The organism is Blautia sp. AF32-4BH, assembly GCF_003460565.1.
Taxonomy (GTDB): Bacteria; Bacillota; Clostridia; order Lachnospirales; family Lachnospiraceae; genus Fusicatenibacter; species Fusicatenibacter saccharivorans.
This window is the reverse complement of sequence record NZ_QTVL01000022.1, coordinates 13,458-39,404: the sequence shown is the minus strand read 5'-3', so window position 1 is coordinate 39,404 and position 25,947 is coordinate 13,458. Positions and strand designations below refer to the sequence as shown.

The window sequence follows — 25,947 nt, the reverse complement described above, 5'->3', positions numbered from 1 at the left end:
GAGGAAAACATCGCTCTTGCAAGGCAATTTTTATTGGAGAACTTTGTGAGCCGGGGCATGGTGGTTGACTTCGCCGTACACCAGCCAGACCGGGAGGACGGCGGCATACCCAATCCGCATTTTCATGTGCTTTGCCCCATCCGCCCCATCGAGCAGAACGGCAAATGGGGACTAAAGCAACGCCGGGTGTATGAGCTGGACGAGGACGGCAACCGTATCCGAGACGCAGACGGAAAGTTTGTGTTCAACGCCGTTCCCACTACCGACTGGGGCAGTCCCGAAACGCTGGAACATTGGCGTCAGACATGGGCGGAACTATGCAACGCCAAGTTTGCGGAAAAAGGTCTTGATGTTCGTATCGACCACCGAAGCTATGAGCGTCAGGGCGTAGAGCTTCTTCCCACCGTCCATGAGGGCGCAACCGTCCGGGCGATGGAGAAGAAAGGCATCCGCACCGAAAAGGGCGAGTTCAACCGCTGGATTAAAGCCACCAACGCCGTAATCCGGGACATCAAGAAGAAAATCGCTCTCCTGTTCGATTGGATTGCCGAAGCAAAAGCGGAGCTTGCCAAGCCGCAGGCACCCGACCTTGTTTCTCTGCTGAACGCCTATTACACCCAGCGCAAAGCCGGGGCGTATTCCCAGAAAGGTAAAATCAGCAACCTAAAGGAGATGAACGAGACTTTCAATTATCTCCGGGCAAACGGCATTTACTCCCTTGAGGATTTGGAACGCCGTGTCAGCGAACACAGTGCTGCCACAGAGAGCTTGAAGAAAACGCTGGACGAACAGAACACCCGAATGAAAGCAATCAAGCAGCTCTATGACAGCTCCGCCGCTTTCCAGAGCTTGAAGCCTGTCTATGACGGCTTGCAGAAAATCAAGTTTGAGAAGCCCAGAGCCAAGTACAAGGCAGAGCATGAAGCGGAACTGAAACAGTTCTACGCCGCCAGACGAAAGCTGACTGGGGAGTTCCCAGACGGCAAGGTGGATATGAAAAAGCTGACCGAAGAGTATGACGAGCTGGAACAGGCGCACGAAACCACCTATGGCGAGTTTAAGGCTGTCAGAGACGATTTACACCGCCTTTGGAAGGTCAAGTCATGTGTAGATACTGCCGCCCGATTTAACGAGCGCACAGAGGAACAAATGCTCCAAAATCGACCCCAAACACAACACAAAAAGGAGGAACTATCCCGATGAATTACACCCAAGCACAGATTGACCGGGCGAACGCCGTCAGTCTGGAAGATTTTCTCCGTACACAGGGAGAGACGCTTATCAAAAGCGGACGGGAATACCGCTGGAAAGAACATGACAGCCTGACCGTCCGGGGAAACAAGTGGTTTCGTCATAGCCAGAGCAAGGGCGGCTATCCCATTGATTTTGTCATGGAGTTTTACGGAAAATCCTTTCCCGAAGCCGTCCAGCTCCTGACCGGCGAAAGCGGCGAGGGGCAGACCGAAGCCAGCACAGCACCGCCCACAGCGTTTCACTTGCCCTTGCACAACAGAACAGCCGACAGAGCAATTCAATATCTTTGCGAAAGCCGAGGTCTCAACCCGAAACTGGTTGAGGCTTTTCTTCTTTCCGGGGATATTTACGAGGACGCAAAGCGGCACAATGTTGTGTTTGTCGGCAGAGACCGAAGCGGTACGCCGAGATACGCCCATGTGCGAGGAACGGCAGACCCATTCAGACAGGACATTGCCGGGTCTGACAAATCCTATCCGTTCCACTATGAGGGAAACGGCAACCAGCTCTTTGTCTTTGAAGCACCGATTGACCTTTTGTCCTTTATCTGCCTTTATCCGCAGGACTGGCAGACAAGGAGCTACCTTGCCCTGGGCGGCGTTTCAGGCAAAGCCCTTGACCGTTTTCTTTCTGAACGCAAGGACACCCGAAAAGTGTTCCTCTGCCTTGACAGCGACACCGCAGGAAGTGAAGCCTGCACCCGGCTGGCACAGGACATTCCCGGCGAGATCGCCGTCATTCGCCTTGTCCCGGCAAGGAAAGACTGGAACGATGTTCTCCGTCAGCAAGGGGACATTCCCAGCCGCAAATTCATAGCCGAGACAATCACGCTGCGAGAGCTGCCCACCGCCCAGCCTGTTCCCATGCTCCGCATGGCAGATGTGGAGCTGACGAGCGTGGATTGGCTATGGTTTCCCTATATCCCCTTTGGAAAGCTGACGATTATACAGGGCAACCCCGGCGAGGGCAAGACCTACTTTGCCATGCGTCTTGCGGCGGCTTGCACTAACCGAAAGCCTTTACCCGGTATGGAGTCCCTTGAGCCTTTCAACATCATCTACCAGACCGCAGAGGACGGTCTGGGCGATACCGTCAAGCCCCGACTGATGGAAGCGGACGCAGACCTTGAAAGAGTACTTGTCATTGACGATAGAGACACGCCGCTGACCCTTGCCGATGAGCGCATAGCAAGGGCAATCCGTGAGAACAACGCAAGGCTGGTTATCATTGACCCGGTGCAGGCGTTTCTGGGCGCAGATGTGGACATGAACCGGGCAAATGAAGTGCGCCCGATATTCCGCAGTCTGGGAGACATTGCACAGGCTACCGGGTGCGCTATCGTGCTGATCGGACACCTCAACAAAGCCGCAGGAACGCAAAGCACCTACCGGGGATTAGGGTCTATCGACATTACGGCGGCAGTCCGCAGTCTGCTCTTTATCGGCAAGCTGAGGGACAGCCCCACAACAAGGGTACTTATCCATGAGAAAAGCTCCCTTGCGCCGCCCGGACAGTCCCTTGCCTTTTCTCTGGGAGACGAGAAAGGCTTTGAGTGGATAGGGGCTTATGACATTACCGCTGACGAGCTTCTTGCCGGGACAGACACCGCAAAGACCGAGAGCAAGACCGCACAGGCGCAAATGCTCATTCTGGAATTGCTTGCAAACGGAAAGCGTATGCCGAGTGCAGAGCTGGAAAAGGCAGTCAATGAGCGTGGGATTTCCTCACGCACCATGAGAACGGCAAAGAGCCGTATCGGAGACAGGCTTGTGACCGAGAAAGACAGCACAGCATGGGTCTGCTATCTCCGAGACTAATAACAGGAACAAGGCAAGCGTGGCAAAGACGGCAAGGTTTTTATAGATACCTTAATGTTGCCGCCTTGCCTTCTTCCCTCATACCGATCACCGCCCGATGATGAAAAGTCACCGGGCATTTTTTATTTACAGGAGGATTTTGAATGAACAATACCGCAACCAACAGTACCCCTTGCCCGACTGTCAGAAAGCAGATCGGCAAGACCACCTATATCGTCCGTGTGCATTTCAGCCAGACCGCAAAAGAGACAATGGAGGACAAAATCAAGCGTATGCTTCGTGAGGAAGTCCGCAAAATGTGACTTCTTTTTGAATTTGATGAAAAAGTCCTTGACTTTTCGTCTCTGGGGTGACGAGTTTGCAGTCTTTATGCCGGAAATGCGGGAGAAAGCGGCGGCAGAGAGATTTTTCGAAAGACTTTTTTATAACATCAGCCAGATTACGATTGCGGAAATGAAGGGGAAGCAGATAGAAATCAGCCTGGGTGCCTGTTTCTGCGAGGCATCGGAAGAAGTTTCTTTTGACCAGCTGTACAGAAAGGCGGACCGGGCAATGTATCAGAGTAAAAAGAAACAGGGATACAGTGCCTCCATTTATGAAGAATGGATGAAAAGCAATTAGAACAGGACAAGGCAGGAGAGATACCAGATGAACATCATTTGTGTAGACGACGAACAAATACAGAGGGACTGGAAGGGATGGAAGCCTTAAAGCTCTTCGGGAGCAGTGTGGAAGCCTAGGAATGGGCAAAGGAGCATCCGGTGCCGGGAAATTTGCGAGAAACATCAAAACGGAAGCAGAGTTTCCGAACTCTCAGAGGAATATGCTTTATCGGAAAAGAGCATTCAGCGGATCCTGCGCTGCACAGCAGCAGACGGAAAAAATACGGACTGAATACAAAAACGGAAAGACAGCCATGGAAGAACCCCCGGGCTGTCTTTTGTATTTCTGTTGCTTTTTTTCCGTTTTTCCTTGCATTTCAGAAAGATGCTGTTATAATAAGGGAAAGTGAATAAATATACATTACATGAGGAGAGAAGGAGATTATTATGAAAATGAATTTTGCAAAAAAAGCAACAGCACTTGCAATGTCCGTTTTGTTTGCTGTTTCGATGGCAGGCTGCGGAAGTTCTGCATCTACCGCAAAGAAAGTAGAAGTAACATCCGTAGAGGATCTGGCAGATCTGAAGATTGGTGTACAGACCGGAACAACAGGTGATTCTCAGGCGAGCGATGCCGTTAATGCAGATTCCCAGATGCAGCGTTACAACAAAGGCGCCGATGCTATTCAGGCACTGAAAAACGGAAAGATTGACTGTGTTGTCATCGATTCCCTGCCGGCAGAAAAATTCGTTGCAGCAAACGATGATCTGAAAATTGTAGAAGGCATTTTTGATACCGAAGAGTACGCGATGTGCTTCAAAAAAGGAAATGAGTTAAGAGACGAGTTCAACACTGCATTGGCAGAGCTGAAAGAGGACGGAACTCTTGATGAGATCATGAGCAACTACATTGGTGATGAAGTCGGCCAGCATCCGTATGAGTCCCCGGCAGACGTGGACCGTTCCAACGGAACGCTTACCATGGCAACCAACGCTGAGTTCGAGCCGTGGGAGTACAAAGAGGGAAATGATATCGTTGGTATCGATGCCGACATTTCCAAGGCAATCTGCGACAAGCTTGGTTATGAGCTGAAAATCGAGGATATGTCATTTGAAACCATCCTTGCATCTGTCAACAGTGGAAAAGCAGACTTCGGCGCAGCCGGAATGACCGTTACTCCAGAACGGGAAGAAAGCGTTGATTTCACGGATACTTATGCAGATGCAACACAGGTTGTCATCGTCAGAAAGTAATAACATAGTGATAAGGACTGCGAGAGTACGAAGTACGGGGCAATCTGGAATCAGGGGATAGAAACGAGCGGCTGTCCGCCAGACAAAAGGCGCGGCCGTTCGTTTTTCGATTGCGCTGTAAGGAAACTGCCGGTTGCAGATCCCGCAGTTAAAAACACAAAGGAGAGATGTGTCATATGGAAAATTTACATCATCAGTTCAACCGCTACTTTGTAGACAATGGTGCTACAGAATGGTGGCTGACCGGTCTGAAGACGACACTGCTTGTCACGGTGCTTGCGCTGTGCATCGGTGTTGTGCTCGGACTTCTTATCGCACTGATCCGCTCGACACACGAGCAGACCGGTAAATTAAAACTTCTGAACATCGTTGCGCGCGTCTATCTGACGATCATCCGCGGAACGCCGTCCATGATTCAGATCCTGTTTTTCTATTCGGTTATTTTTGCAACCGTAAACCTGAACAATATCGTGATCGGCGGAATCGCATTTGGTATCAATTCCGGTGCATACGTTGCTGAGATTTTCCGTTCCGGAATTATGTCTGTGGACAAAGGACAGACGGAAGCAGGACGAAGCCTTGGCTTAAATTCTGCACAGACCATGCGTCTCATCATCATTCCGCAGGCGTTTAAAAATGTTCTTCCGGCGCTGATTAATGAGATGATCGTGCTGTTAAAAGAGACTGCCATCATCGGCTATATCGGAACCATTGATATTACAAAGGCAGCGACCCTGGTACAGAGCCGTACGTACGATGCACTGGTTCCGCTTCTTTCCGCAGCGATCTTTTATCTGATTCTTGTTATGATTCTGACCTATTTCATGGGAAAACTGGAAAGGAGACTGCGTAAGAGTGACCACTAATGAAAAAGTATTAATCAAAGTTGAAAATCTGCAGAAGAGCTTCGAGGATAATAAGGTTCTGGACGGGATCAGTACAGAGATCCGTCAGGGAGAGGTTGTCGCTGTCATCGGTCCTTCCGGTTCCGGAAAATCGACCTTTCTGCGTTCCTTAAACCGTCTGGAAATTCCAACCGGCGGAAAAATTTATTTCGAGGGCGTTGACATCACGGCGCCGGAAACCGATATCGACCATGTACGACAGAGAATTGGAATGGTATTTCAGCAGTTCAACCTGTTTCCGCATAAAACCGTCAAGGAAAATATCATGCTCGCCCCGGTGACATTAAAGCTGATGACACCGGAAGAAGCAGCGAAAAAAGCGTTGGAGCTCTTAAACCGCGTTGGACTGCCGGATAAAGCAGATGCTTACCCGGGAAGCCTTTCCGGCGGTCAGAAACAGCGAATCGCCATTGCACGCGCCCTTGCGATGAACCCGGATGTCATGCTGTTTGACGAGCCGACCTCCGCACTCGACCCGGAAATGGTAGGGGAGGTTCTTGAAATTATGAAGGAACTTGCTGAATCAGGCATGACGATGGTTGTCGTAACGCATGAAATGGGTTTTGCAAGAGAAGTGGCAACCCGCGTGATCTTTATCAACGAGGGAAATATTCAGGAGGAGAATACGCCGCAGGAGTTCTTCGCAAATCCGCAGCATCCCCGGCTCAAAGAGTTTTTATCGAAAGTATTATAATAAAAAACGCTGTTCTGTATCATCAAAACACAGAACAGCGTTTTTGCATCTTATTTGGAAATCGGGCGGGTGGCTTCTTTCAGCCACTCTTTTTCGTCTCCTTCTAGATAAGGAGAAATCTTTTCATATACTTCTTTGTGGTAGTTGTTCAGCAGTTCCACATCTTTTTCGGTCATATACTGTGTGTCAATACCGTCAAGATCGATCGGAACCATGGTAACGAACTCAAAGCACATGAACTGGCCGTACATGTTCTTTTCTGCTTTGCGGCAGAGCATCAGGTTCTCAGTACGGATGCCGTGGCTTCCTTCGATATAGATACCCGGTTCATCGGAAGTAAGCATGCCCTCCTCAAGAACGGCGTTTTCCATCCGCTCCGGAACCATTTTCCAGCGGAAACCGTTTGGACGCTCATGTACATTTAAGAGATAACCGACACCGTGGCCGGTTCCGTGATTGAAGTCAAGACCTCTCTCCCAGAATGCCTGTCTTGCAAGGTAATCAAGGTTGATACCGATGCAGCCGTGGAGGAATTTTGCATTTCCAAGACGAAGGGTTCCCATCGCAGTGATGGTGAAATGTTCTTTTTCTTCCTCGGTCAGCGGTCCAACTACGATTGTTCTGGTAATATCGGTCGTTCCCTCATAATACTGTCCGCCGGAGTCCACTAGGTACATGCCTTTTGGCTGCAGAACAGAGAAATTGTCTTTCGTTGCCTGATAATGGCACATAGCAGCATTCGGGCCGTAAGCGGAAATCGTTCCGAAACTTGGCTCAATAAAGCCTTCCTGCTCCTTCCGGAAGGATTCCAGTTTTTCAGCAACGGAAACCTCATCCATTGGGATCTTACCGATATTCTTCTTTAACCAGTATACGAAACGGGTAACGGCAACGCCGTCTTTGATGTGGGCTTTTCGGATGTTTTCCATCTCAACCGGTGTTTTGACTGCTTTTAAAGAAGAAGCCGGGTTCATGACATTGACAATCGTATTGCTGCCCATGACACTCTGGCAGATCGTGTAGTTGACTTTGGCTTTTTCCAGAAGAATGGTTTTTCCTGTGATGCCGGAAACAAAATCATAAACAGCATCGTATGGATGAAGGGAAATGCCAAGATCAGCAAGATACTGTTTTACTTTCTCATTTAAGGTTTCTTCCTGAATGAACAGATGACTCTCGGTTTCTGTCAGTACGAGATAGGAGAGAACAACCGGGTTGCATGGAATATCGTTTCCACGGATATTCAGCATCCAGGCGATATCATCCAGTGCAGTCAGAATATGCACTTCGGCACCGTTCTCTTTCATCTTTTCGCGTACTTTTGCAAGACGCTCCGCAGCGGATTCACCGGTATATTTTGCATCAAGGATCCACACGGGTTCTGCGGAAAGTGCCGGGCGGTCCGACCAGATCTCACCGATCAGGTCGCTTCGATAGGAAAGAAAACGCTCCGGAAGTGTTTTCTCCAGTGCTTCGCCGAGCATTTCATTGACAACGCGGCCGTCAAAACCAATGGTCATGCCCTCTTTTGTATTTGCCGCCAGGTATTCCTCTACCGTCGGAACGCCTTCCTGGCCCATTTTCATTAAGGTAACGCCGGTTCCGGCAAGTTCTTTGGCTGCCTGTACGAAGTAGCGGCCATCGGTCCAGAGGCACGCTTCGTCCTGCGTAATCACAGCAGTTCCGGCAGAACCGGTAAAACCGGTAATATACGTTCTTGCTTTAAAGTAAGTTCCTACATATTCGGATTCATGATAATCGGCGGTCGGAACCAGATAAGCGTCCACGCCGTATGCTCTCATTTTTTCACGGAGAGCAGCTAATCTTTCTGGTATCATAGTTTTTTCCTCATCTTTCTTTTCGAAAAATAATGTCGGCATTTTTAAATGGGATGCCAACATTTTTATTCTATCACATTTTCCAAATCTGTCAAAGTGATGATTGAGAATTTGTCTCACTGTTTTCCTGTTTTTGCGAAAATTTTTGTGCATTTGGAGATTTTTCCTATTTTTCAAGAGCTTTTTTGTACCATTTTCTGCACAAAAGAAGTAAGATAGGAAGAAAGAAAAAGCGTGGTGAAACTACGCGAAGAAGCAGAAACTATGTAAGAAAGGGGGACATACTGTAATGCATACAATATGTCTGAAAGACAACTGGACCTTAACGGTCCTTGGAAAAAATGTTTACGATATTCCGGAGACTCCAATTGAGACAAAGGTTCCGTCTACCGTTTACGGCACACTTCTGGAAAAAGGTCTGATCCCGGATCCGTTTTATCGTGACAATGAACTCGACGCACTGAAACTGATGGAGAACGATTTCGCATACGAGACAGAAATCGTGATCGGAGAGGAAGACAGAAAAGCGGACCGCCTGTTTTTACATTTCGACGGAATTGATACGATCGCGGATGTTTATCTGAACGGAGAGAAAATCGGCTCCGCAGACAACATGAACCGTGTCTGGGAGTACGATATTACCGATCTTGTTGCAGGTGATGCAGCCGATACCGTATATCAGGTAAAAGTGATTCTGCATTCCCCGACCAAATTCATTGCGGAAGAAGATACAAAATGCCCGGTTGGCGGATCCTCCGATGCAATGCCGGGATTCCCGCATATCCGTAAAGCAGCGTGCATGTACGGCTGGGACTGGGGCCCGCGTCTTCCAGATGCAGGACTGTTCCGTGAAGCTTCCGTTCTCGCAGTAAAAACAGCCCGTCTGGCACAGGTATTTGTAGGCCAGGAGCATCACGTAACCGGAAAAACGGTTCACGGAAACGTTGTTGATTCTGTTCGCCTGACGGCAGATGCCGAGATCGAGTGGATGCCGGGAGTTACCGACGGAAACGTAAAAATTGTCATGACGGTTACTTCTCCGGATGGAAAAACCGTTCTGACCGCAGAAAGCAGCAGCATCGATCCGCTGACCCATTCAGCACCGGCAAAGAATCTGACTGGTCTTACGTGTGAGCTTCGCAGCAACCATGTACAGGCTTCTCTTACCGTAGAAAATCCGGAGCTGTGGTGGCCGAACGGTTACGGCGCACAGGCACTGTATCAGGTAAAGGTAGCGCTTGTTGCAGAGGATACCCTGGATACCTGGGAGAAGAAAATAGGTCTTCGCACCATCACGGTCAATACCGATCCGATGGAAGATGAAGTTTATGATGAGCACATGACCGGACAGGCACCAGATTACGACGACGGCGACAACATGGTTATGACAAACGGTGAGAAGAAAGTAATTATCACCGATAAAGCAGCAAAGACGGTAAAAGGCCGCAACTTTGCATATGAAATCAACGGACTGCAGATTTTCGCGATGGGCGCGGATTACATTCCGGAGGATAATATTTTAACCCGCCAGACGAGGGAACGTACCGATCTGCTGTTAAAATCTGCACAGGAAGCAAACTTCAATTCCCTGCGTATATGGGGCGGCGGATACTTCCTCGATGACTTCTTCTATGATGTCTGCGATGAGAGAGGACTTCTGATCTGGCATGACTTCATGTTTGCCTGCGCTTCCTATGAGCTGTCAGATCATTTTGAGGAGAATATCTCCACAGAAATCCGTCAGAATGTACGCAGACTTCGTTCTCATGCAAGCATTGCTCTGTGGTGCGGAAACAATGAGATGGAGACACAGTATGAAATGCTGGCATGGCCGAAATCCAAGAAACAGTATTACGATTATATCCATCTGTATGAGTACATCATTCCGAAAATCGTCAAAGAAGAGGATCCGGAGAAATTCTACTGGCCGTCATCCCCGTCTTCAGGTGGAAATTACGAAAACAGCAATGCGGAAAATGTCGGCGATACCCATTACTGGGGCGTATGGCACGGAAGCGAGCCGTTTACCGCTTATCGTTCCCACCATTACCGTTTCCTGTCCGAGTTCGGATTCCAGTCCTTCCCGTCCCTGCAGACTGTAAAACGGTTTACGGAAGACGGCGACCGCAACATCTTCTCACGCGTCATGGAAATGCACCAGAGAAATACGGCTGCCAACGGAAAGATCCTGAACTATATCTCACAGACCTATCTGTATCCGAAGAATTTTGATGAGCTTCTTTACTGCTCACAGCTTCTTCAGGCAGATGCCATCCGTTACGGCGTAGAGCATTTCCGCCGCTTCCGTGGTACCTGCATGGGTGCTGTTGTATGGCAGCTGAACGATATCTGGCCGGTAGCATCCTGGGCAAGCGTCGATTACTACGGAAACTGGAAAGCCCTGCAGTACGCAGAGAAGAAGATGTTCGCACCGATTCTGCTTTCCTGTGAGGAGCATGGAGAGATCGATCAGAAACCGTTTGTCAACACCCTGCCGCATCCAATCGATGTCAGTGCAGACCTTCACGTTGCGAATGAGACGGGTGAGCCGATTGTTGGAACCGTAAAATGGTCTCTGCGCCGTCCGGATTCTTCCGTAGTCAAAGAGGGAACCTTCGAGGTCAACGCACCGGCCTACGGCGGACAGTGGATGCCGCATCTTGATTTCAACGGTCAGGATCCGCTGGAAGTTCATCTGACGTATGAGCTGGTTGTCGATGGAAACGTCGTATCTTCCGGATCGACGCTGTTCTGTGCACCGAAGCATTACCATTTCGCAGATCCGAAACTTTCTGTATCGGTAGACGGCGATACCGTAACTGTAACGGCAGAGAACTTCGCAAAATCTGTCAGCGTAGAGACCGAAAACGGTGTGCTTCGCCTGGACGATAACTTCGTTGATATGGAAGCAGGAACAAAGACCTTCCGTATTCTGCCGACCGCAGACTTTACCGCCAAGGGAACCGGCGTATCGGGCGCATACCGCGTACGAAGCGTATACGAGACAGCAGAACGATAAGGCATGGAAAAAGGGCACGCAAAATGAATGCGTGCCCTTTTCTGCAAAATAACGTTATTTATTTTTTTCTGCCTGCATTTTTCTGGCCTGTTTCGGTGTGATTCCTTTTATTTTTTTATAACACCGGATGAAATAGCTGCAGTCCGGATAGCCGACTTCTCTGGCAATAAAAGAAACATCGTGACTGGAAAAAAGCAGCATGTTTTCTGCCGCATTGATTCTGGTTGCCGTAATATATTCTTTGCAGGTCATATTGTAGCGGCGGTAAAAATTCATGGAAAATGTGGAGTGCGACATGTTGCACATGGCGGCAAGTTTCTCTACGGTCAGTTCTTCAAAATAATGGGAATCAATGTATTCGGAAATCAGGTCAAAACTGATTTCGTAGGAAGGATGCACGCCGGGAGACGGAAAAGAAGTCCCGCTTTTCTGCCAATTCCGTACAAAACGGCTGATGATTTTCCGAAGATCCGCTGTAAGAATCATGGAATAGCCAAGCTCTTTATCCCGGTATTCCTTAAGAATATCCGAAAAAAGAGGAAAAAGGTCCATTTTCCGTACCTGCTCCGGAGAAAAAATACAGGGGCAGCGGAACGTGTGGAGGCCGTGCAGAATCGAACGCAGATCCAGCTCATCCGTCTTGCAGGTGGGCAGAAGATTGGGGTCAAATTTAATCACATCATACTGCACCGGAACAGACCCTTTTGCAAGCGCGATGGAATGAACGCATTTGGGCGGAAAAAGGATCACGGATCCTTCCGTTCCGATGGATGTCACATTATCAAGGGAAACCTCAATTTCTCCTTTCAGAACGTAGAGAAGTTCTACATAATAGTGCCAGTGAGCAGGAATCGGAAGGGAGTCCCGCGTGCTGTCAAAAAGAAAAGCCTCATAAGGAGAGGCGATGGGGTCGATATATTCATATAAGTTATTCATAGATGTCTCACTTTTCGTTCGTAGTGGATGTTCCATACTGACTGTGGATGGAAACAAACTTCTTTTAGTATATAGTGATTTTATATGATTTGCAAGAAGGAATGAAGAAAGGAAAGGTTACAAGATTATCATCATGCAAAAAACAACAAATGATATGACGCAGGGCAACAGCATGAAGCTGATTTTTCAGTTTTTCCTGCCGATTCTGATCGGAAATCTTTTTCAGCAGCTTTACAGCTTTGTGGATTCCATGGTCGTTGGAAAGGGGATCGGAGATGTGGCCCTGGCAGCGGTTGGAAATACCAGTTCGGTACATTTTTTGATTCTCGGCTTTGCCATGGGGCTTACCGGAGGACTTGGGATCTGTATTTCCCACTCCTTTGGAGCGAATGATATCGAAAAACTGCGGAAAGAAATTGCGATGTCGGTTTATATCTGCCTTGCCATTGGAATTGTAATTACGGTGGGCAGTCTGTTTTGGATGCGCCGTCTGTTTGTCTTTCTCCAGACACCGGAGGATATGATGACAGACACTCTGGTTTATTTTGGAACCATTCTGGCGGGCAGTACCGTTACCATTTTTAATAACTTTGCCATGACGCTGCTCCGGTCCGTCGGAAACAGTAAAGTGCCGCTGGCTTCTATGATCGTTTCGTCGGTGGTCAATATTGTGCTGGATCTTCTATTTGTATTTCCGTTTGGCATGGGCGTGTTTGGAGCGGCGCTTGCAACGGTTCTGGCGCAGGTGGTTTCTGCCCTTTACTGTCTGGTATATATCCGGCGCGCCGCAGAACTGCTTCCGCGGAAAACAGACTGGAGGGCAGATGGTGTACTTCTTGGCGCACTCGTTGGAAAAGGCCTGCCGGTAGCTGTGATGAATTCTGTAACTGCGGTGGGCGGTATGGTCCTTCAGGTTTTTGTCAATCAGATGGGAACGGCTTATGTCGCGGCTTATGCTGCATGTATGAAGGTGTGCGGTCTGTTCGAGCAGCCGGGTATAACACTTGGACTTGCACTTCTGACTTTTACAGGACAAAATTATGGAGCCGGAAAATACGACCGGATCAAACAGGGAGTCAGGGCAGGTGTCGTGCTTTCTGTCCTTGTCAATCTTCCTTTTGCAGCACTGGAAATTTTCTGCCCGAAGTTTCTGGCATCCCTGATGCTGAATGATGCGACAGTCATTTCCTATACCTGTATCTTTCTGCCGGTTACCGGAGTTGCCCTGTTCGCCCTTGGCGGGCTGTTTGTCTTCCGAAACGCCTGCCAGGGAATGGGAAAAACAGTTCTGCCGATGGTGTCCGGGATTGTGGAGGTTGCCATGCGCGTCATGGTTGTGCTGCTTTTAGAACCGCGCCTTGCGTTCCGCGGAGTGGCATTCGCAGAAATTTCCGCATGGGTCGGAGCTGGAGTTATGCTTATGATTACCTACTTTTTTTATCAGAGGCGGCTCTCCGGGAAAACTCCAGATGTGAGAGGATAAAAGGAGAAGTTATATGTAAAAACCCTGCCTGCACAGCTTTGTAACATAGTCTTTTCAAAGACTGAAAAACTGTGCGGGCAGGGTCTTTTGGTTAAACAAGCGTTCCCATATAGTAGAAGCCGCGGCATTCGTCCAGGGAAACGTTCTGCAGCGTTCCGATCATCGAAGCATCTCCCGGGAAATGAACCAGCGTATTGTTGCTCATACGGCCGGTGACAAGAGAAGCGTCCTGCTCATTGATACTTTCCACCAGAACTTCCTGTACGGTATGAAGATGTCTTGCGGTTACCTCGCGGGAAATTTCCTGGACCTCGGCAAGAAGACGGTCAAAACGGTCTTTTACAACATCCGCCGGGATCTGGTCTTCCATGGCAGCTGCCGGTGTTCCGGTTCTTCTGGAATACTGGAAGGTAAACGCGCTGTCGTAACGAACGCGGCGGACCACATCCAGTGTTTCCAGAAAATCTTCTTCGGTCTCACCAGGGAAACCAACGATAATATCTGTTGTCAGAGAAATATCCGGCACTTTTGCGCGGATTCGGTCTACCAGGTCGAGATACTGCTCTTTGGTATAACGGCGGTTCATCAGTTTTAAGATACGGCTGCTTCCGGACTGGAGCGGAAGATGAAGATGGAGGCAGACCTTCTCGCAGTCGCGCATTGCATCGATCAGTTCTTCCGAGAGATCCTTTGGATGTGAGGTCATGAAACGGATGCGTTTCAGCCCTTCAATCTGATTTGCCTTGCGCAGAAGCTGTGCAAACGTCATCGGCTCCTCGAGATTCTTTCCGTAGGAATTGACATTCTGACCAAGCAGCATGATTTCAACAACGCCGTCTGCAACGAGGCGTTTGATCTCTGCGATGATTTCCTCCGGCTTCCGGCTGCGTTCGCGGCCGCGCACATACGGTACGATACAGTAGCTGCAGAAGTTATTGCAGCCGAACATAATATTAACACCCGACTTGAACGGATATTTGCGGTCAACCGGGAGATTTTCCACGATTTTGTCGGTATCTTTCCAGATATCAATCACCATGCGGTCCTCTGTCATGCACCGGACAAGATACTCGGCAAAGCGGTAGATATTATGCGTTCCAAAAATCAGGTTGACGAAATGGTAGCTTTTTTTGAGTTTTTCGACAACAAGCGGCTCCTGCATCATGCATCCGCAGAGGGAAATAATCATGCCCGGATTTTTCTTTTTGTACTTGCCAAGCTGTCCAAGACGACCGTAGACACGCAGATTTGCGTTTTCACGGACGGTACAGGTGTTGTAAACAACAAAATCGGCATCTTCGGTCTCCACAATGTGGTAGCCGACGGTTTCCAGAATTCCCTCCAGTTTTTCGGAATCGCGGGCGTTCATCTGGCAGCCGAAGGTTGTGATGCAGGCAGTCAGATACTCTTTTCCGTTTTGTTTTGCACGCTCCGGTACGAGCTGCTGTTTTAAAAGTGCCATAAAGTAATACTGACGCTGCGGTTCTGTCTCCGGCGCCGGAACAGTAATGTCAACATTTGCAAGATCAATACCGGAAACCTCGGCATCCGGAACGTTTCTGAGATCTATCTTCATAAATGAAACCCTTTCTTTTTCAATATAAAATGCTAAGTACAGTAATAATGAGACGGTATAAAATGCCGTGAAAAAAGACCCGTACAGCCGGATCTTCTTTTTATTTTAGCGTATCTGATACAAAATAGCAAGAAAAACAAGATTGAAAACAGTAAAAATCAGGATATATTTTTTGCGGCAGGAAGCGTCTGCGGCCGTAATCTGGCGATAGGAGATCAGGCTTGCCATAGATGCAATTAAAGTCCCGAGGCCGCCGAGGTTGGTTCCTACAATCAGTTCCGGGATTTCTTTTGTATATCCGGAAAGCAGCATGGCGGCAGGAACATTGCTGATGATCTGGCTTGTGAGGACGGAAAGAAGCCGTTCGTGTCCGGTAATCATCTGTTCCAGATAAATACGAAGCGCTGCCATTTGTTTCATGTTTCCAATAAAAAGAAAGAAAAACACAAAAGTGAACAAAAGAGAGTAGTCTGCTCTGCGGTAAAGGCTGCGGTTCACCAGGCAGATCCCGGCAATCGTGATCAGAAGCAGAATACTATGCGGGAGAAGTTTGGCAACCGTAAGAATACAGCAGAAAAAAAGAGCTGCAAAAACTGCGATTTGCCGCGGATGAGTAATCGCTTTTTTCTCCAGGGAAACGGAAATTTTCTTTCCGGAGAAAAACAGAAAAATGCAGATCAGAAAAAGAACTGCAGCACCCAGAGTATAAGGCAGCATCATAAGCAGAAAATGCAAAAGGGAAAGTCCGGAAAGCGAATACAGATAAAGGTTCTGCGGATTGCCGATAGGAGTAAACATACTGCCAAGGTTTGCAGCCATGGTCATAAAGGTGACAAGAAGTATTTTTTCTGCTCCATATGGCACATTCGCAGAAGCAGAATGCCAAACGGAACAAAGGTAATCAGAGCGACATCATTGGTAATCAGCATGCTGCAGAAAAAGCACAGGGAAATCAGAAGCAGAGCAACCATCCGTTCTGAGTTTACATGCCGGAGAAGACTGGTGCCAAGCCAGTCAAATACGCCACATTCCCGCAGACCCGCGACAATCAGCATCAGACAGAACAGCAGGATCAGAGTATGAAAATCCAGATAGCCAAGATACTGTGGACCGGGAGGACAGAAAAAGCAGGAAAGCACTGCAAGAAAAAAAGAGACGGTAAGCACTGCATCTTTTTGAAAAAAGGAAATCAGTTTTTTTATCATAAAAATCATCCTTTCATGAATAAGCAGGACTGATGTTGGAAGATCGAGATGAAAAATCAGGCTGCATATTTCGGATACCGCAGATTATTATATAAAAGATATGGAAAAGATGCAAGAAAAAGGTCCAAAACCGAAAAAAATGCGGTTTTTCAAAAAAACGACAAATTTTTCCAGTCAATTCTTGACAATCAACAAAAATCGCGTTAAAATTGCTCCAGTCGTGTAAAAGCAAATTCTGAGAAAAGAAAAAGTAAATGCAGACAAATCGTTTTCAGAGAGCTGCCGGAAAGGTGCGAGACAGCAACGAATCTGGATTGAAAATCATCTTGGAGAAGGAAAGCCCAACGAATCGGCCGTGTATCGTACTATGTGCCGGAATTCCAGTAGGTTTTCACGGGAGTTTCCCGTTACAGAAACCGCGTATGCTTGTGCGTTGTATTCGTGCTTGTTTCAAAGAAGAGACAAGGGTGGTTGCGGGAAAAGAACAGTTCCGTCCCTCGTTGAGGGGCGGATTTTTTTGTTTGTCAGCTGCAAATTCACCCCGGTAATACAGCCTGGCAAAGAATAGATCCTGCTGGAACATTGTACCTGACAGCGGGAAAAGGGAGGAAACATATGAAAGTGTACAAAAAAATCATGAATGGACTGGCATTTGTTGAGAAACTGGTTCTCGTGCTGTCCACGATCCTGATTGTTGTGCTTACGGTGGGAAACGTTCTTTCCCGTAAGGTACTGCATCAGTCCTGGTCATTTACCGAAGAGCTTGTCGTTGCGGTATTTGTCCTGATTACACTTCTCGCAGCAGCGCTTGCTGCCCGTGACGGAGAACTGGTCAATCTTTCTTTGCTGCCGGACCGTCTTTCTGCGAAGGCGAGAAGAATCCTGCTGGTTGTCAACACAGCATTTAGTGTTGCCTTTACCGTAGTTCTGTTTAAATACGGCATGGACAAGGTACTGACCCAGCTTGCCAACGGAAAGAGAACGTTCGTTTTAAACTGGCCGGAATGGATTTTCTGGTCTTTCGTACCGATCGGCGCAGCCTGCATGACGCTGCACATGATCGAATATCTGATTGATACATTCGTAAAAGCAAAAGAGGAGGGACAGAAAAAATGATCAGTGCAATTCTTTTTCTTTCATTCTTTGTTTTTCTGATCCTTGGTATCCCGATTGGCATCTGCCTTGGTCTGTCTTCGATCTGCGCGATCCTGTACTCCGGTACATCCCTAACCATCGTAGCAACCAATATGTATTCCGGTATCAGTAAATTTTTGCTCCTTGCCATTCCGTTCTTTGTATTGTCCGGAAACATTATGGCAAAAGCGGGCATTTCCAAACGACTGATTCGTTTTGTCGACACCTGCGTCGGCCATAAAAAAGGCGGTATCGCCATCGTATGCGTTATCGTAGCCTGCTTCTTTGGTGCGATTTCCGGTTCCGGTCCGGCAACCGTAGCAGCACTTGGTATGGTTCTGATCCCTGCCATGATTGAGCGAGGCGGATTTTCTGCTCCGTTTTCCACGGCCCTGATGGCGACGTCAAGTTCGATTGCGATCGTCATACCGCCGAGTATTGCATTCGTTGTTTATGCATCCATCACAGGCGTATCCATCGCCGATATGTTCACAGCAGGTATCGTTCCTGGTATTCTGATGGGTGTGGCCCTTGTCATCGTTGTTCTTCTGGAGGCAAAGAAACACAACATTCAGCCGACCCAGAAAAAAGCAACAGCCAAAGAAAGATGGGATGCTTTTAAAGATGCTTTCTGGGGATTCTTAATGCCGGTCATCATCCTTGGCGGTATCTATGGAAGTATTTTCACCCCGACCGAGGCAGCTGCCGTTTCCGTTGTATACGGTCTGTTTGTCGGAATCTTTATTTATAAAGAGATCAAACTGAAAGACCTGTGGGATCTGATGGTAGATTCTGCCAAAACAACTGGTGGAATTATGCTGATCGTCGCAAGTGCTTCTCTGTTCTCCTTTGTCTGCACAAAGTTTGGTATTGCGCAGGCAGCGTCGGATCTTCTTGGAAGCGTTGCTCATAACCAGTTTGTATTCCTTCTGATTGTCAATATCATTTTCCTGATTGCAGGATGCTTTATCGATGCAAACTCTGCCATGTATATTTTCATCCCGATTATGCTTCCGGTCTGCAAAGCCCTTGGCTATGACCTGGTAGCATTCGGTATCGTGGCAACGGTCAACCTGGCCATCGGACAGGTAACTCCGCCAGTCGGTGTCAACCTGTTTGTCGCCATTTCCGTAAAACTGAAAAAAGGAATGGAAGTTACCATTCAGCAGATTTCCAAAGCCGTTATGCCAATGATCGCAGCATCGGTAGCAGTTCTGCTTCTGATTACGTATGTTCCGCAGATTTCCACGTTCCTTCCAAAAGCACTGGCAAAAGACGGAGCTTATACCGGAACGGTAGCTGCAGCAACGAATTCCGATACTTCCAGTGGCGATGGTTCGGATGGCAGCACAGCAGGAAATTCCTCCGGCAATGAGGATTACAATGATATCGCTGATTACAGTGACCTTGGATGGGAAGAGCAGACCTGGAACTTTACCTGCTCCACCACCGAGACCAGTACCTGGGCAGAAGGCGGACGTAAGTTCGGCGAGCTCATGGAAAAAGCAACCGGCGGCAAGATCAAAGTCAATGTATACGCCGCAGACCAGCTGACCAACGGAAACCAGTCCGAGGGAATCCAGGCACTGATGAACGGAGACCCGGTACAGATTTCGATGCACAGCAACCTGATTTACTCTGCGTTTGACCCGAGATTTAACGTCGTATCTCTTCCGTTCCTGTTTGATTCCGTAGAAGATGCGGATGCAAAACTGGACGGCAAAGCAGGTGAAAAATTAAAAGCAATCCTCGATGAGTACGGCCTGCACTGCATGGGAATCGCCGAGAACGGTTTCCGCCAGCTGACCAACAGCAAGCAGGAAGTCAAAACTGTCGATGACATGAAAAACCTGAAAATCCGTGTAGCAGGAAGTAACCTGCTGATGGAGTGCTACAAACGCTGGGGCGCCGATGCGACCAACATGAACTGGTCTGAGACCTACACCGCCCTGCAGCAGAAAACCGTAGAGGGCCAGGAAAATCCGCTCCCGGCAATCAATGCAGCCAGCGTACAGGAAGTACAGCCGTACTGCTCGATGTGGAATGCAATTTATGACTGCCTGTTCTTCTGTATCAACGGAGATATCTATAACAATCTGACTCCGGAACAGCAGAAAGTTGTCGATGAGGCCGGACAGAAAGCCGTCGATTACGAACGTGCGATCAACCGTGCCGGTGACGATGAGATCATGAACCGCTGGCAGAACGAGAACGGTGTCAAGATCACCAAATACGAAGATATGGACATCGATTCCTTCAAACAGGCCGTAGACGGTGTGGATGAGTGGTATCAGAAGGAACTGGAAAGCGCAGGTTATGACGATGCCAAAGATCTGATCGAGGCCTTTACCAAGAAAGATACTTCTTCCGTAAGCACGTATGATGTAGAAGACAGAAGCGATCTCGACTGGCCGGAGCAGACCTGGAACTTCACCTGCTCCACGACAGAAACCAGTACCTGGGCAGAAGGCGGCCGGAAGTTCGGTGAGCTGATTGAAAAAGCAACCGGCGGCAAGATCAAAGTCAACGTATATGCCGCAGACCAGCTGACCAACGGAAACCAGTCCGAGGGTATCCAGGCACTGATCGATGGAGATCCGGTACAGATTTCCATGCACAGCAACCTGATTTACTCTGCGTTTGACCCGAGATTTAACGTCGTATCCCTTCCGTTCCTGTTTGATTCCGTAGAAGATGCGGATGCCAAACTGGACGGAGAGGCAGGCGAAAAATTAAAAGAGATCCTTGATGAGTACGGCCTGCACTGCATGGGAATCGCTGAGAACGGTTTCCGTCAGCTGACCAACAGCAAGCAGGAAGTAAAAACCATCGATGACATGAAAAGCCTGAAAATCCGTGTGGCAGGAAGCAACCTGCTGATGGAATGCTACAAACGCTGGGGCGCCGATGCGACCAACATGAACTGGTCCGAGACCTACACGGCCCTGCAGCAGAAAACCGTAGAAGGCCAGGAAAATCCACTTCCTGCTATCGATGCAGCCAGCGTACAGGAAGTACAGCCGTACTGCTCGATGTGGAATGCAATTTATGATTGTCTGTTCTTCTGTATTAACGGAGACATTTATGACAGTATGACACCGGAGCAGCAGGAAGTGATCGATGAGTGCGGTCGTCTGGCAACACAGTACGAGCGTGAAATCAACCGCGCCGGTGATGATGAAATCATGAACCGCTGGCAGAATGAAAATGGTGTTACCATTACCAATTATGAGGATATGGACATCGATTCGTTCAAACAGGCAGTAGACGGCGTAGACGAGTGGTATCAGAAAGAACTGGAAGGACAGGGATATGATGATGCCAAAGAGTTGATTGAGACGTTTACAAAAGAGGCAGCTTCGTGAACATCTTTATAAGATTTGCTGAGTTTGCCTGAAAAAATAATGTAACAAACTACATATTTGGTAGAAAATAAAAATTCATCCATGACTTGGAGGTCTCTGGTGAGACTGCTTCCGGGCGTGGGTGGATTTTTTTATTTGAGTTTTCCAGGAAAACAGGTATACTGGATGGTATCAGAAAACAGGAGATTTGAATCAATGAAACAGAAAAAAGAACGGGAAAAAGAAATCAGTCAATGGCCATGGATTTCCATGCTGCCGTTTGGAATCCTAGCGGGATACTGGGGAGATAAGGAAGTGCGGATCACGGCAATTTCAGAATATGGCTTTCAGACCCGTCTTGCGACACCGACTACAGTTGAGCAGAAAAATGCGCCGTGGGAACTGGCATTTTACGATCAGAAAACAGCATCCTACCAGCGGATTCTTCTTCGTGATGCGACTTTTCTGCAGGAAAAAGAGGAAGATTTTGATGTTGTTTATACTTTCGCCACGGAACAGGAAGATTATCAAAATGCGGTACAGCGCCTTGCCCTGCAATACAGCCAGTATATCCGGTGGAAGATGGAAGATGATGATGCCGCGCTTGCAGAAGAGATAACAGGATATCCTGCGGAGCAGGACGCGTTTCATCTGGAAAGTCTGGAAGAGCAGAAAAAAGTATGGTTTTCCGGAATTACGAAGGAAACCTTTGTGGCATTGCAAAATAGTGCTGCCGGATCCGGGCAGCCGATTGAGCTGGCGCTCGAACTGGACCGGCCGGAATGGTATAAGGCGTATCTTTCGATGGAAAGTGCGGTGTTTTTTGATGCTTATTTTCGGAGAAACCAGATTGCAGATCCGCCGGTTTTTCACCCGGATCGGCTCTATATAGGAAATGCTTTCTGCCCGCATCTGGCACCAACGGAAGAGGAACTGTTCGCACTGATGGATAAAGCCTGCCGGGAGTCATTTTCAATTACGCTTACTTTTCCATTTTTGCTGGAAGAAAATCTGACGGAAACGCAAGCACGTCTGCAGCATCTTGCCAGATGGTGTGAACAAAAGAACAAAACCATTGAGATTGTCGTAAATGACTGGGGAACGGCCCATCTGGCAGCTCAGCTTCCGGTGTTTTCTCTCTGCCTTGGCGTGCTGCTCAACAAGCGAAAAAAAGATCCACGGATGGCCTATAAGCTGGGAAACCGGACGCTGTTTGAACAAAATAGCGTTCATGCGGCGTTTTACCAGGAATATTTAAAAGAAGAATTTCGGATGGAACGGTATGAATGGGAGAGCTGCGGCGATACCAGTACAAGGAAGTTTCCAGAAGGGAAAAACAGTATGCATCTTCCATTTTATCAGACCAATACCTCACAGTACTGTCCACTGTATGCAGCATGTACTAAAGGAAGCCGCGGCGCGCAGACGCCGGTGCGGAAGTGCCATAGATTCTGTGAAGAACAGGCGTTTTTGTATCCGGAGCATTTGCGGATGATGGGGAGGTATAATTCGTTGTTTGGGATTGATTTGTCGATCTTGCAGGAGCCGGAGGCGATGGGGAAAATGTATGGGCTGCGCGGGATAGACCGGATTGTAGTGAATTTGCTATAGTGACTTCTTAAGAAGGATGTTCGCAGTTCATATTTTCAACTTGATAGAGCTGCCAATTCGTGATAAGTTGAAAAACAACTGGAAGGGTGCAGACTTCTCTGAAATATTTTTGAGGAGGTGTATGCACATGGGAAAACCGGATATTGTTACCAAAGCATACATGCGAAAGAGTAACATTTTTGCAGATGCGTTCAATTATCTTATCTACAATGGAAGAAAAGTTATTAATCCAGAAAAACTGACAGAAGTTGATTCAACAGAGATTGCCATATCGTTTGGCGCAAAGAAAGAGAGAAAAGAGGCAAAAGAGATAACCGAAATGACAGAAGATCCGGTTCAGAAATATCGGGATATATTGAAAACAGCTGCGGTTATGCAGGAATCGGAAACGTATTATCTGCTTCTTGGAATCGAAAATCAGACAGACATTCATTATGCAATGCCGGTTCGAAACATGATATACGATGCTTTACAGTATGGCAAACAGGTTACAGACACTGCGGCAAGCATCATATCTTTCCGAAACATTATCTTGAAAAGATCGGGTACGATAATGACCGTGACAGAAACCAGATTGCGAACTTTACATACTTGGACTATACAACAAACATTGATATTTCCGATGAAGCTCCGGCGGAATATGTCTGCCGGTACCGAGAGAAATTAGGAGAAGAAGGATACAGGCTTGCCTGTGCTCAGAATGCATTACCTGAGAATTTTGAGCAGTTATCGTATCCTGAATTTCTGAAGCAGAGAAGATTATTGATGGCGCAGATCGTAAAAAAGGCATATAATGAACTTGACAAGTAAGTATCTATAAAATGTCTGAAGAAGTGTTTTCAGTTTAAAACAGAGAAAACAGTTTTGCACAGCACATGCTTTATATTTTCTATCAAGGAGATCATCACAATATGGAAAACCAAACAATCGCTTATTACAACCAAAACGCAGCTTCTTTCATACAAGGCACTGTTTCTGTAGATTTCCAGACGACGCAGGATAAATTTTTAAACGCTTTGCCGGGAAAGAGAGTGCTGGATTTCGGGTGTGGTTCCGGAAGAGACACGAAGTATTTTCTGGGAAACGGTCTTGTTGTTACGGCGCTGGACGGTTCAGAAGAACTGTGCAAATACGCCAGTGCCTATACCGGTATTCTGGTAAAAAACATGATGTTTCAGGATTTGGATGAGATGAATCAATATGACGGCATCTGGGCGTGTTTATCGATTCTGCATTTACCGAAAAAAGAATTAAAAATGGTATTCCATAAGATGGTAACAGCGTTGGACACTAATGGGATTATTTATACCTCCTTTAAATATGGAACGTTTGAAGGCGAAAGAAGCGGCCGTTTTTTTACGGATTTCACACCGGATACTTTTTCTGATTTTATCAAGGATGTGGAGCAGATTCGAATAGAAGAAGAGTGGCTTACGGATGATGTAAGACCGTGAAGGGAGAAGGAAAAGTGGCTGAATCTGATATTGAAAAAGACAGGTTTCTAGCAGAACACGCAGATTTTAGATTTCGGGAACAGGTGTGTTATCCAAATGGCGGAATTTCCCGGTTTTATGATAATGGGATAGATATGGTTGTTATTGATGATGGTATCTGCTCTCATGAGCCAAAAGAGCCGGTTTTTCCCTATATGCTGATTACGGAGAAGCAGAATGATTATATGCATCGCTTTCAAAGGGTGTTTCGTTTTCTGGGATATGTGCGGGAAAATCTGGATTCATATCTTGCCAAAGATGGAATTGTCTTGGAAGGCGGTTATATACGAAACACAGGAGATCGGAGCGAGCAGGCCGATGCTTCTCCGCTGGAAATTCATTTCGAAGAGAATTTTTCAAGTGTTTATGGAATGAATGCGCTGAGATATCTGACGCGGGAATATGGAATCTGTGATGAAAATGGAAGGAATTATTTTCTCGATTATTTTGTCAGAACAAAGGATCAGAAATATGCGATCGAAGAAAACGGCCTTGATTACCATCATCCGCAAATTATTGGAGAGGAAAAATATCGCAATCAGCTCAAGAAACAAAATACGTGTGCCCTGTGGGGGATCAAGTTATTTCGCTTTTCCAAAGAGGATTGCGAATTTGCCAGTCGGATTGAGGATGATATCAAACAGTATTTTGGAAAAGATTCTTCGAATTTTGTGGATGACGGAATCAAAGTTGAAAGAAAAGTTGAGCTGTATGAACATCAGACTGTCAGCCTGCAGGAGATACAAAAGCGCAGAGATGCGGGTATCAAGGCATTTTTGATTGTGCTGCCTACAGCAGCGGGAAAATCGAAAATTGTGGAAGAAGATTTACGGACATTCGCGGAAGGAAAACAAAAGTTTCGTGGACTGATTCTGGTTCCGGGAGTCAATCTTTTGCTGGACTGGGAAGAGAGAATAAAGGCTTCGCTGCCAGAGTTAAAAGATAAGATTGATATTCGAACGTATGCCTTCGCGGCCAGACATTATACGGACACTACACCAGACTATTACAATTATCTTGTCGTGGATGAAGCACATCATGCGGTTGCGCCAGTGCTGAAAAGAGTTGTGCAATACTATCGGACAGATTTTACGATAGGCCTGACGGCGACGGATCAGCGGCCGGATAAAAGGAAGCTGGAAACGGTGTTTGGATCGTATACGACTTCGTTATCCTTAAAAGAAGCGATGGAAAAGGGAGTGGTCGCGAAAGCGAATGTTTACCGGATTGAAACGAATCTTGATCTTTCCAGTGTAAGGTTTAATGGGCGGGATTATGTCAATGCGGATCTGGAGAAAAGAATCCGGGTCACTTCAAGAAATGAGCTGATTGTCCACGTACTTTCAGAGTATTTTACGTCTGGCGAAGCGGGCACGAGACAGGGTGTTGTTTTTTGTGTCAATGTTGCGCATGCGAACGAAATGGCAAAGCTCCTTAATAAGGCAAATATTTCAGCGGCCAGCTACACAAGGCAGACAAAAAATCAAAGTTCTGTTATGAAAGCGTTCAAAGAAAAGGAAATTCGTTTCCTGTGTGCCTGCAATATGATTTCAGAGGGATGGGATTATCCGGAACTCGGCATTCTGGTGATGGCAAGGCCTACGCTTTCCAAGGTTCTTTATCTGCAGCAGGTCGGAAGGGGACTGCGGAAAACGGACACCAAGAAAAATGTGATTGTGATTGACGTAGTCGATGAGTACGGCGCCATGATCAAGCCCTGCCTGTATTGGAGAAACTGAAAGAACAGAGCAGATAGACAACACCACAGCTTCCTGTTCCAGA

General features: G+C 47.5%; 19 protein-coding genes, 1 pseudogene and 1 other annotated feature. Of the genes and pseudogenes, 15 read left to right on the top strand and 5 right to left on the bottom strand.

Features of this window, described 5'->3' with window-relative positions; all coding sequences use genetic code 11:
- The 7 genes from DWZ44_RS17030 to DWZ44_RS16995 form a co-directional block, all read left to right on the top strand.
- Positions 1 to 1,203 (top strand): MobA/MobL family protein (locus tag DWZ44_RS17030; RefSeq protein WP_117805377.1); only part of this gene is annotated, 1,203 nt, incomplete at its 5' end.
- Entirely contained in the window at positions 1,200 to 3,071 is a 1,872-nt protein-coding gene (locus DWZ44_RS17025; protein WP_117805376.1) for an AAA family ATPase, read from the top strand. The genes DWZ44_RS17030 and DWZ44_RS17025, both read left to right, overlap by 4 nt.
- 143 nt (positions 3,072 to 3,214) lie before the next feature.
- Positions 3,215 to 3,373: a transposon-encoded TnpW family protein gene (locus DWZ44_RS17020; protein WP_081018971.1), complete on the top strand. Its 159-nt coding sequence runs from the start codon at positions 3,215 to 3,217 to the stop codon at positions 3,371 to 3,373.
- Between the two features lie 16 nt (positions 3,374 to 3,389).
- Positions 3,390 to 3,692, top strand: a complete 303-nt coding sequence (locus DWZ44_RS17015) for a diguanylate cyclase domain-containing protein (RefSeq protein ID WP_117805375.1) — start codon at positions 3,390 to 3,392, stop codon at positions 3,690 to 3,692.
- A gap of 434 nt (positions 3,693 to 4,126) precedes the next feature.
- Positions 4,127 to 4,927, top strand: coding sequence for a transporter substrate-binding domain-containing protein (locus DWZ44_RS17005; protein WP_330411495.1), 801 nt, complete (start codon positions 4,127 to 4,129; stop codon positions 4,925 to 4,927).
- 176 nt (positions 4,928 to 5,103) lie between these two features.
- A complete protein-coding gene (locus tag DWZ44_RS17000) occupies positions 5,104 to 5,793 on the top strand; it encodes an amino acid ABC transporter permease (RefSeq protein ID WP_117762276.1) in 690 nt (229 codons plus the stop codon).
- Positions 5,783 to 6,526 (top strand): amino acid ABC transporter ATP-binding protein, encoded by a 744-nt coding sequence (locus tag DWZ44_RS16995; RefSeq protein WP_117805374.1) that lies wholly within the window; start codon positions 5,783 to 5,785, stop codon positions 6,524 to 6,526. Before DWZ44_RS17000 ends, DWZ44_RS16995 begins: the two co-directional genes overlap by 11 nt.
- A gap of 50 nt (positions 6,527 to 6,576) precedes the next feature.
- Here the strand turns inward: DWZ44_RS16995 and DWZ44_RS16990 are convergent, their stop codons facing one another.
- Entirely contained in the window at positions 6,577 to 8,364 is a 1,788-nt protein-coding gene (locus tag DWZ44_RS16990; protein WP_117805378.1) for an aminopeptidase P family protein, read from the bottom strand.
- A 289-nt stretch (positions 8,365 to 8,653) separates the two neighbouring features.
- Here DWZ44_RS16990 and DWZ44_RS16985 point away from each other — a divergent pair, with 289 nt between their 5' ends.
- Positions 8,654 to 11,383 (top strand): beta-mannosidase, encoded by a 2,730-nt coding sequence (locus tag DWZ44_RS16985; RefSeq protein ID WP_117805373.1) that lies wholly within the window; start codon positions 8,654 to 8,656, stop codon positions 11,381 to 11,383.
- Positions 11,384 to 11,437: 54 nt separating this feature from the next.
- Here the strand turns inward: DWZ44_RS16985 and DWZ44_RS16980 are convergent, their stop codons facing one another.
- Entirely contained in the window at positions 11,438 to 12,319 is an 882-nt protein-coding gene (locus tag DWZ44_RS16980; RefSeq protein ID WP_158565949.1) for an AraC family transcriptional regulator, read from the bottom strand.
- A 133-nt stretch (positions 12,320 to 12,452) separates the two neighbouring features.
- On the opposite strand from DWZ44_RS16980, the gene DWZ44_RS16975 reads away from it, so the two are divergent.
- Positions 12,453 to 13,802, top strand: a complete 1,350-nt coding sequence (locus tag DWZ44_RS16975) for an MATE family efflux transporter (protein WP_117805371.1) — start codon at positions 12,453 to 12,455, stop codon at positions 13,800 to 13,802.
- 91 nt (positions 13,803 to 13,893) lie between these two features.
- On the opposite strand, the gene miaB is transcribed toward DWZ44_RS16975, so the two are convergent.
- The 3 genes from miaB to DWZ44_RS18825 all read right to left on the bottom strand — a co-directional run bounded on the left by miaB (position 13,894) and on the right by DWZ44_RS18825 (position 16,583).
- Positions 13,894 to 15,378, bottom strand: a complete 1,485-nt coding sequence (gene miaB, locus DWZ44_RS16970; RefSeq protein WP_055266015.1) for a tRNA (N6-isopentenyl adenosine(37)-C2)-methylthiotransferase MiaB — start codon at positions 15,376 to 15,378, stop codon at positions 13,894 to 13,896.
- Positions 15,379 to 15,483: 105 nt separating this feature from the next.
- On the bottom strand, positions 15,484 to 16,176 hold the full coding sequence (locus tag DWZ44_RS19220) for an SLC13 family permease (protein ID WP_330410134.1): 693 nt from the start codon (positions 16,174 to 16,176) through the stop codon (positions 15,484 to 15,486).
- Positions 16,177 to 16,199: 23 nt separating this feature from the next.
- Positions 16,200 to 16,583 (bottom strand): SLC13 family permease, encoded by a 384-nt coding sequence (locus DWZ44_RS18825; protein WP_242991171.1) that lies wholly within the window; start codon positions 16,581 to 16,583, stop codon positions 16,200 to 16,202.
- A 228-nt stretch (positions 16,584 to 16,811) separates the two neighbouring features.
- Positions 16,812 to 17,084: a binding site (T-box leader), on the top strand.
- Between the two features lie 114 nt (positions 17,085 to 17,198).
- On the opposite strand from DWZ44_RS18825, the gene DWZ44_RS16960 reads away from it, so the two are divergent.
- From DWZ44_RS16960 to DWZ44_RS16935, 6 genes and pseudogenes are all read left to right on the top strand, one after another.
- Entirely contained in the window at positions 17,199 to 17,699 is a 501-nt protein-coding gene (locus DWZ44_RS16960; protein WP_055228267.1) for a TRAP transporter small permease, read from the top strand.
- The gene (locus DWZ44_RS16955) at positions 17,696 to 21,082 is read left to right on the top strand and encodes a TRAP transporter large permease subunit (RefSeq protein ID WP_117805370.1); all 3,387 of its coding nucleotides are present in this window, start codon (positions 17,696 to 17,698) and stop codon (positions 21,080 to 21,082) included. Before DWZ44_RS16960 ends, DWZ44_RS16955 begins: the two co-directional genes overlap by 4 nt.
- 195 nt (positions 21,083 to 21,277) lie before the next feature.
- Entirely contained in the window at positions 21,278 to 22,672 is a 1,395-nt protein-coding gene (locus DWZ44_RS16950; RefSeq protein ID WP_118601564.1) for a hypothetical protein, read from the top strand.
- Positions 22,673 to 22,799: 127 nt separating this feature from the next.
- Positions 22,800 to 23,177: pseudogene (locus DWZ44_RS18310) on the top strand (transposase); the annotation flags it as partial.
- Between the two features lie 406 nt (positions 23,178 to 23,583).
- Positions 23,584 to 24,126 carry a class I SAM-dependent methyltransferase gene (locus tag DWZ44_RS16940; RefSeq protein ID WP_117805368.1) on the top strand — a complete coding sequence of 181 codons (543 nt, stop codon included), beginning with the start codon at positions 23,584 to 23,586 and terminating at the stop codon, positions 24,124 to 24,126.
- Between the two features lie 14 nt (positions 24,127 to 24,140).
- Positions 24,141 to 25,904 carry a DEAD/DEAH box helicase gene (locus DWZ44_RS16935; protein ID WP_147342492.1) on the top strand — a complete coding sequence of 588 codons (1,764 nt, stop codon included), beginning with the start codon at positions 24,141 to 24,143 and terminating at the stop codon, positions 25,902 to 25,904.
- Positions 25,905 to 25,947 lie beyond the last annotated feature (43 nt).

What these genes read in the sequence shown, in the direction of transcription:
- DWZ44_RS17025 (WP_117805376.1), top strand. Translation starts at nt 1,200, where the DNA reads ATGAATTACACCCAAGCACAGATTGACCGGGCGAACGCCGTCAGTCTG.
- DWZ44_RS17020 (WP_081018971.1), top strand. Translation starts at nt 3,215, where the DNA reads ATGAACAATACCGCAACCAACAGTACCCCTTGCCCGACTGTCAGAAAG.
- DWZ44_RS17015 (WP_117805375.1), top strand. Translation starts at nt 3,390, where the DNA reads ATGAAAAAGTCCTTGACTTTTCGTCTCTGGGGTGACGAGTTTGCAGTC.
- DWZ44_RS17005 (WP_330411495.1), top strand. Translation starts at nt 4,127, where the DNA reads ATGAATTTTGCAAAAAAAGCAACAGCACTTGCAATGTCCGTTTTGTTT.
- DWZ44_RS17000 (WP_117762276.1), top strand. Translation starts at nt 5,104, where the DNA reads ATGGAAAATTTACATCATCAGTTCAACCGCTACTTTGTAGACAATGGT.
- DWZ44_RS16990 (WP_117805378.1), bottom strand. Translation starts at nt 8,364, where the DNA reads ATGATACCAGAAAGATTAGCTGCTCTCCGTGAAAAAATGAGAGCATAC.
- DWZ44_RS16985 (WP_117805373.1), top strand. Translation starts at nt 8,654, where the DNA reads ATGCATACAATATGTCTGAAAGACAACTGGACCTTAACGGTCCTTGGA.
- DWZ44_RS16980 (WP_158565949.1), bottom strand. Translation starts at nt 12,319, where the DNA reads ATGAATAACTTATATGAATATATCGACCCCATCGCCTCTCCTTATGAG.
- DWZ44_RS16975 (WP_117805371.1), top strand. Translation starts at nt 12,453, where the DNA reads ATGCAAAAAACAACAAATGATATGACGCAGGGCAACAGCATGAAGCTG.
- miaB (WP_055266015.1), bottom strand. Translation starts at nt 15,378, where the DNA reads ATGAAGATAGATCTCAGAAACGTTCCGGATGCCGAGGTTTCCGGTATT.
- DWZ44_RS19220 (WP_330410134.1), bottom strand. Translation starts at nt 16,176, where the DNA reads ATGTTTACTCCTATCGGCAATCCGCAGAACCTTTATCTGTATTCGCTT.
- DWZ44_RS18825 (WP_242991171.1), bottom strand. Translation starts at nt 16,583, where the DNA reads ATGATAAAAAAACTGATTTCCTTTTTTCAAAAAGATGCAGTGCTTACC.
- DWZ44_RS16960 (WP_055228267.1), top strand. Translation starts at nt 17,199, where the DNA reads ATGAAAGTGTACAAAAAAATCATGAATGGACTGGCATTTGTTGAGAAA.
- DWZ44_RS16955 (WP_117805370.1), top strand. Translation starts at nt 17,696, where the DNA reads ATGATCAGTGCAATTCTTTTTCTTTCATTCTTTGTTTTTCTGATCCTT.
- DWZ44_RS16950 (WP_118601564.1), top strand. Translation starts at nt 21,278, where the DNA reads ATGAAACAGAAAAAAGAACGGGAAAAAGAAATCAGTCAATGGCCATGG.
- DWZ44_RS16940 (WP_117805368.1), top strand. Translation starts at nt 23,584, where the DNA reads ATGGAAAACCAAACAATCGCTTATTACAACCAAAACGCAGCTTCTTTC.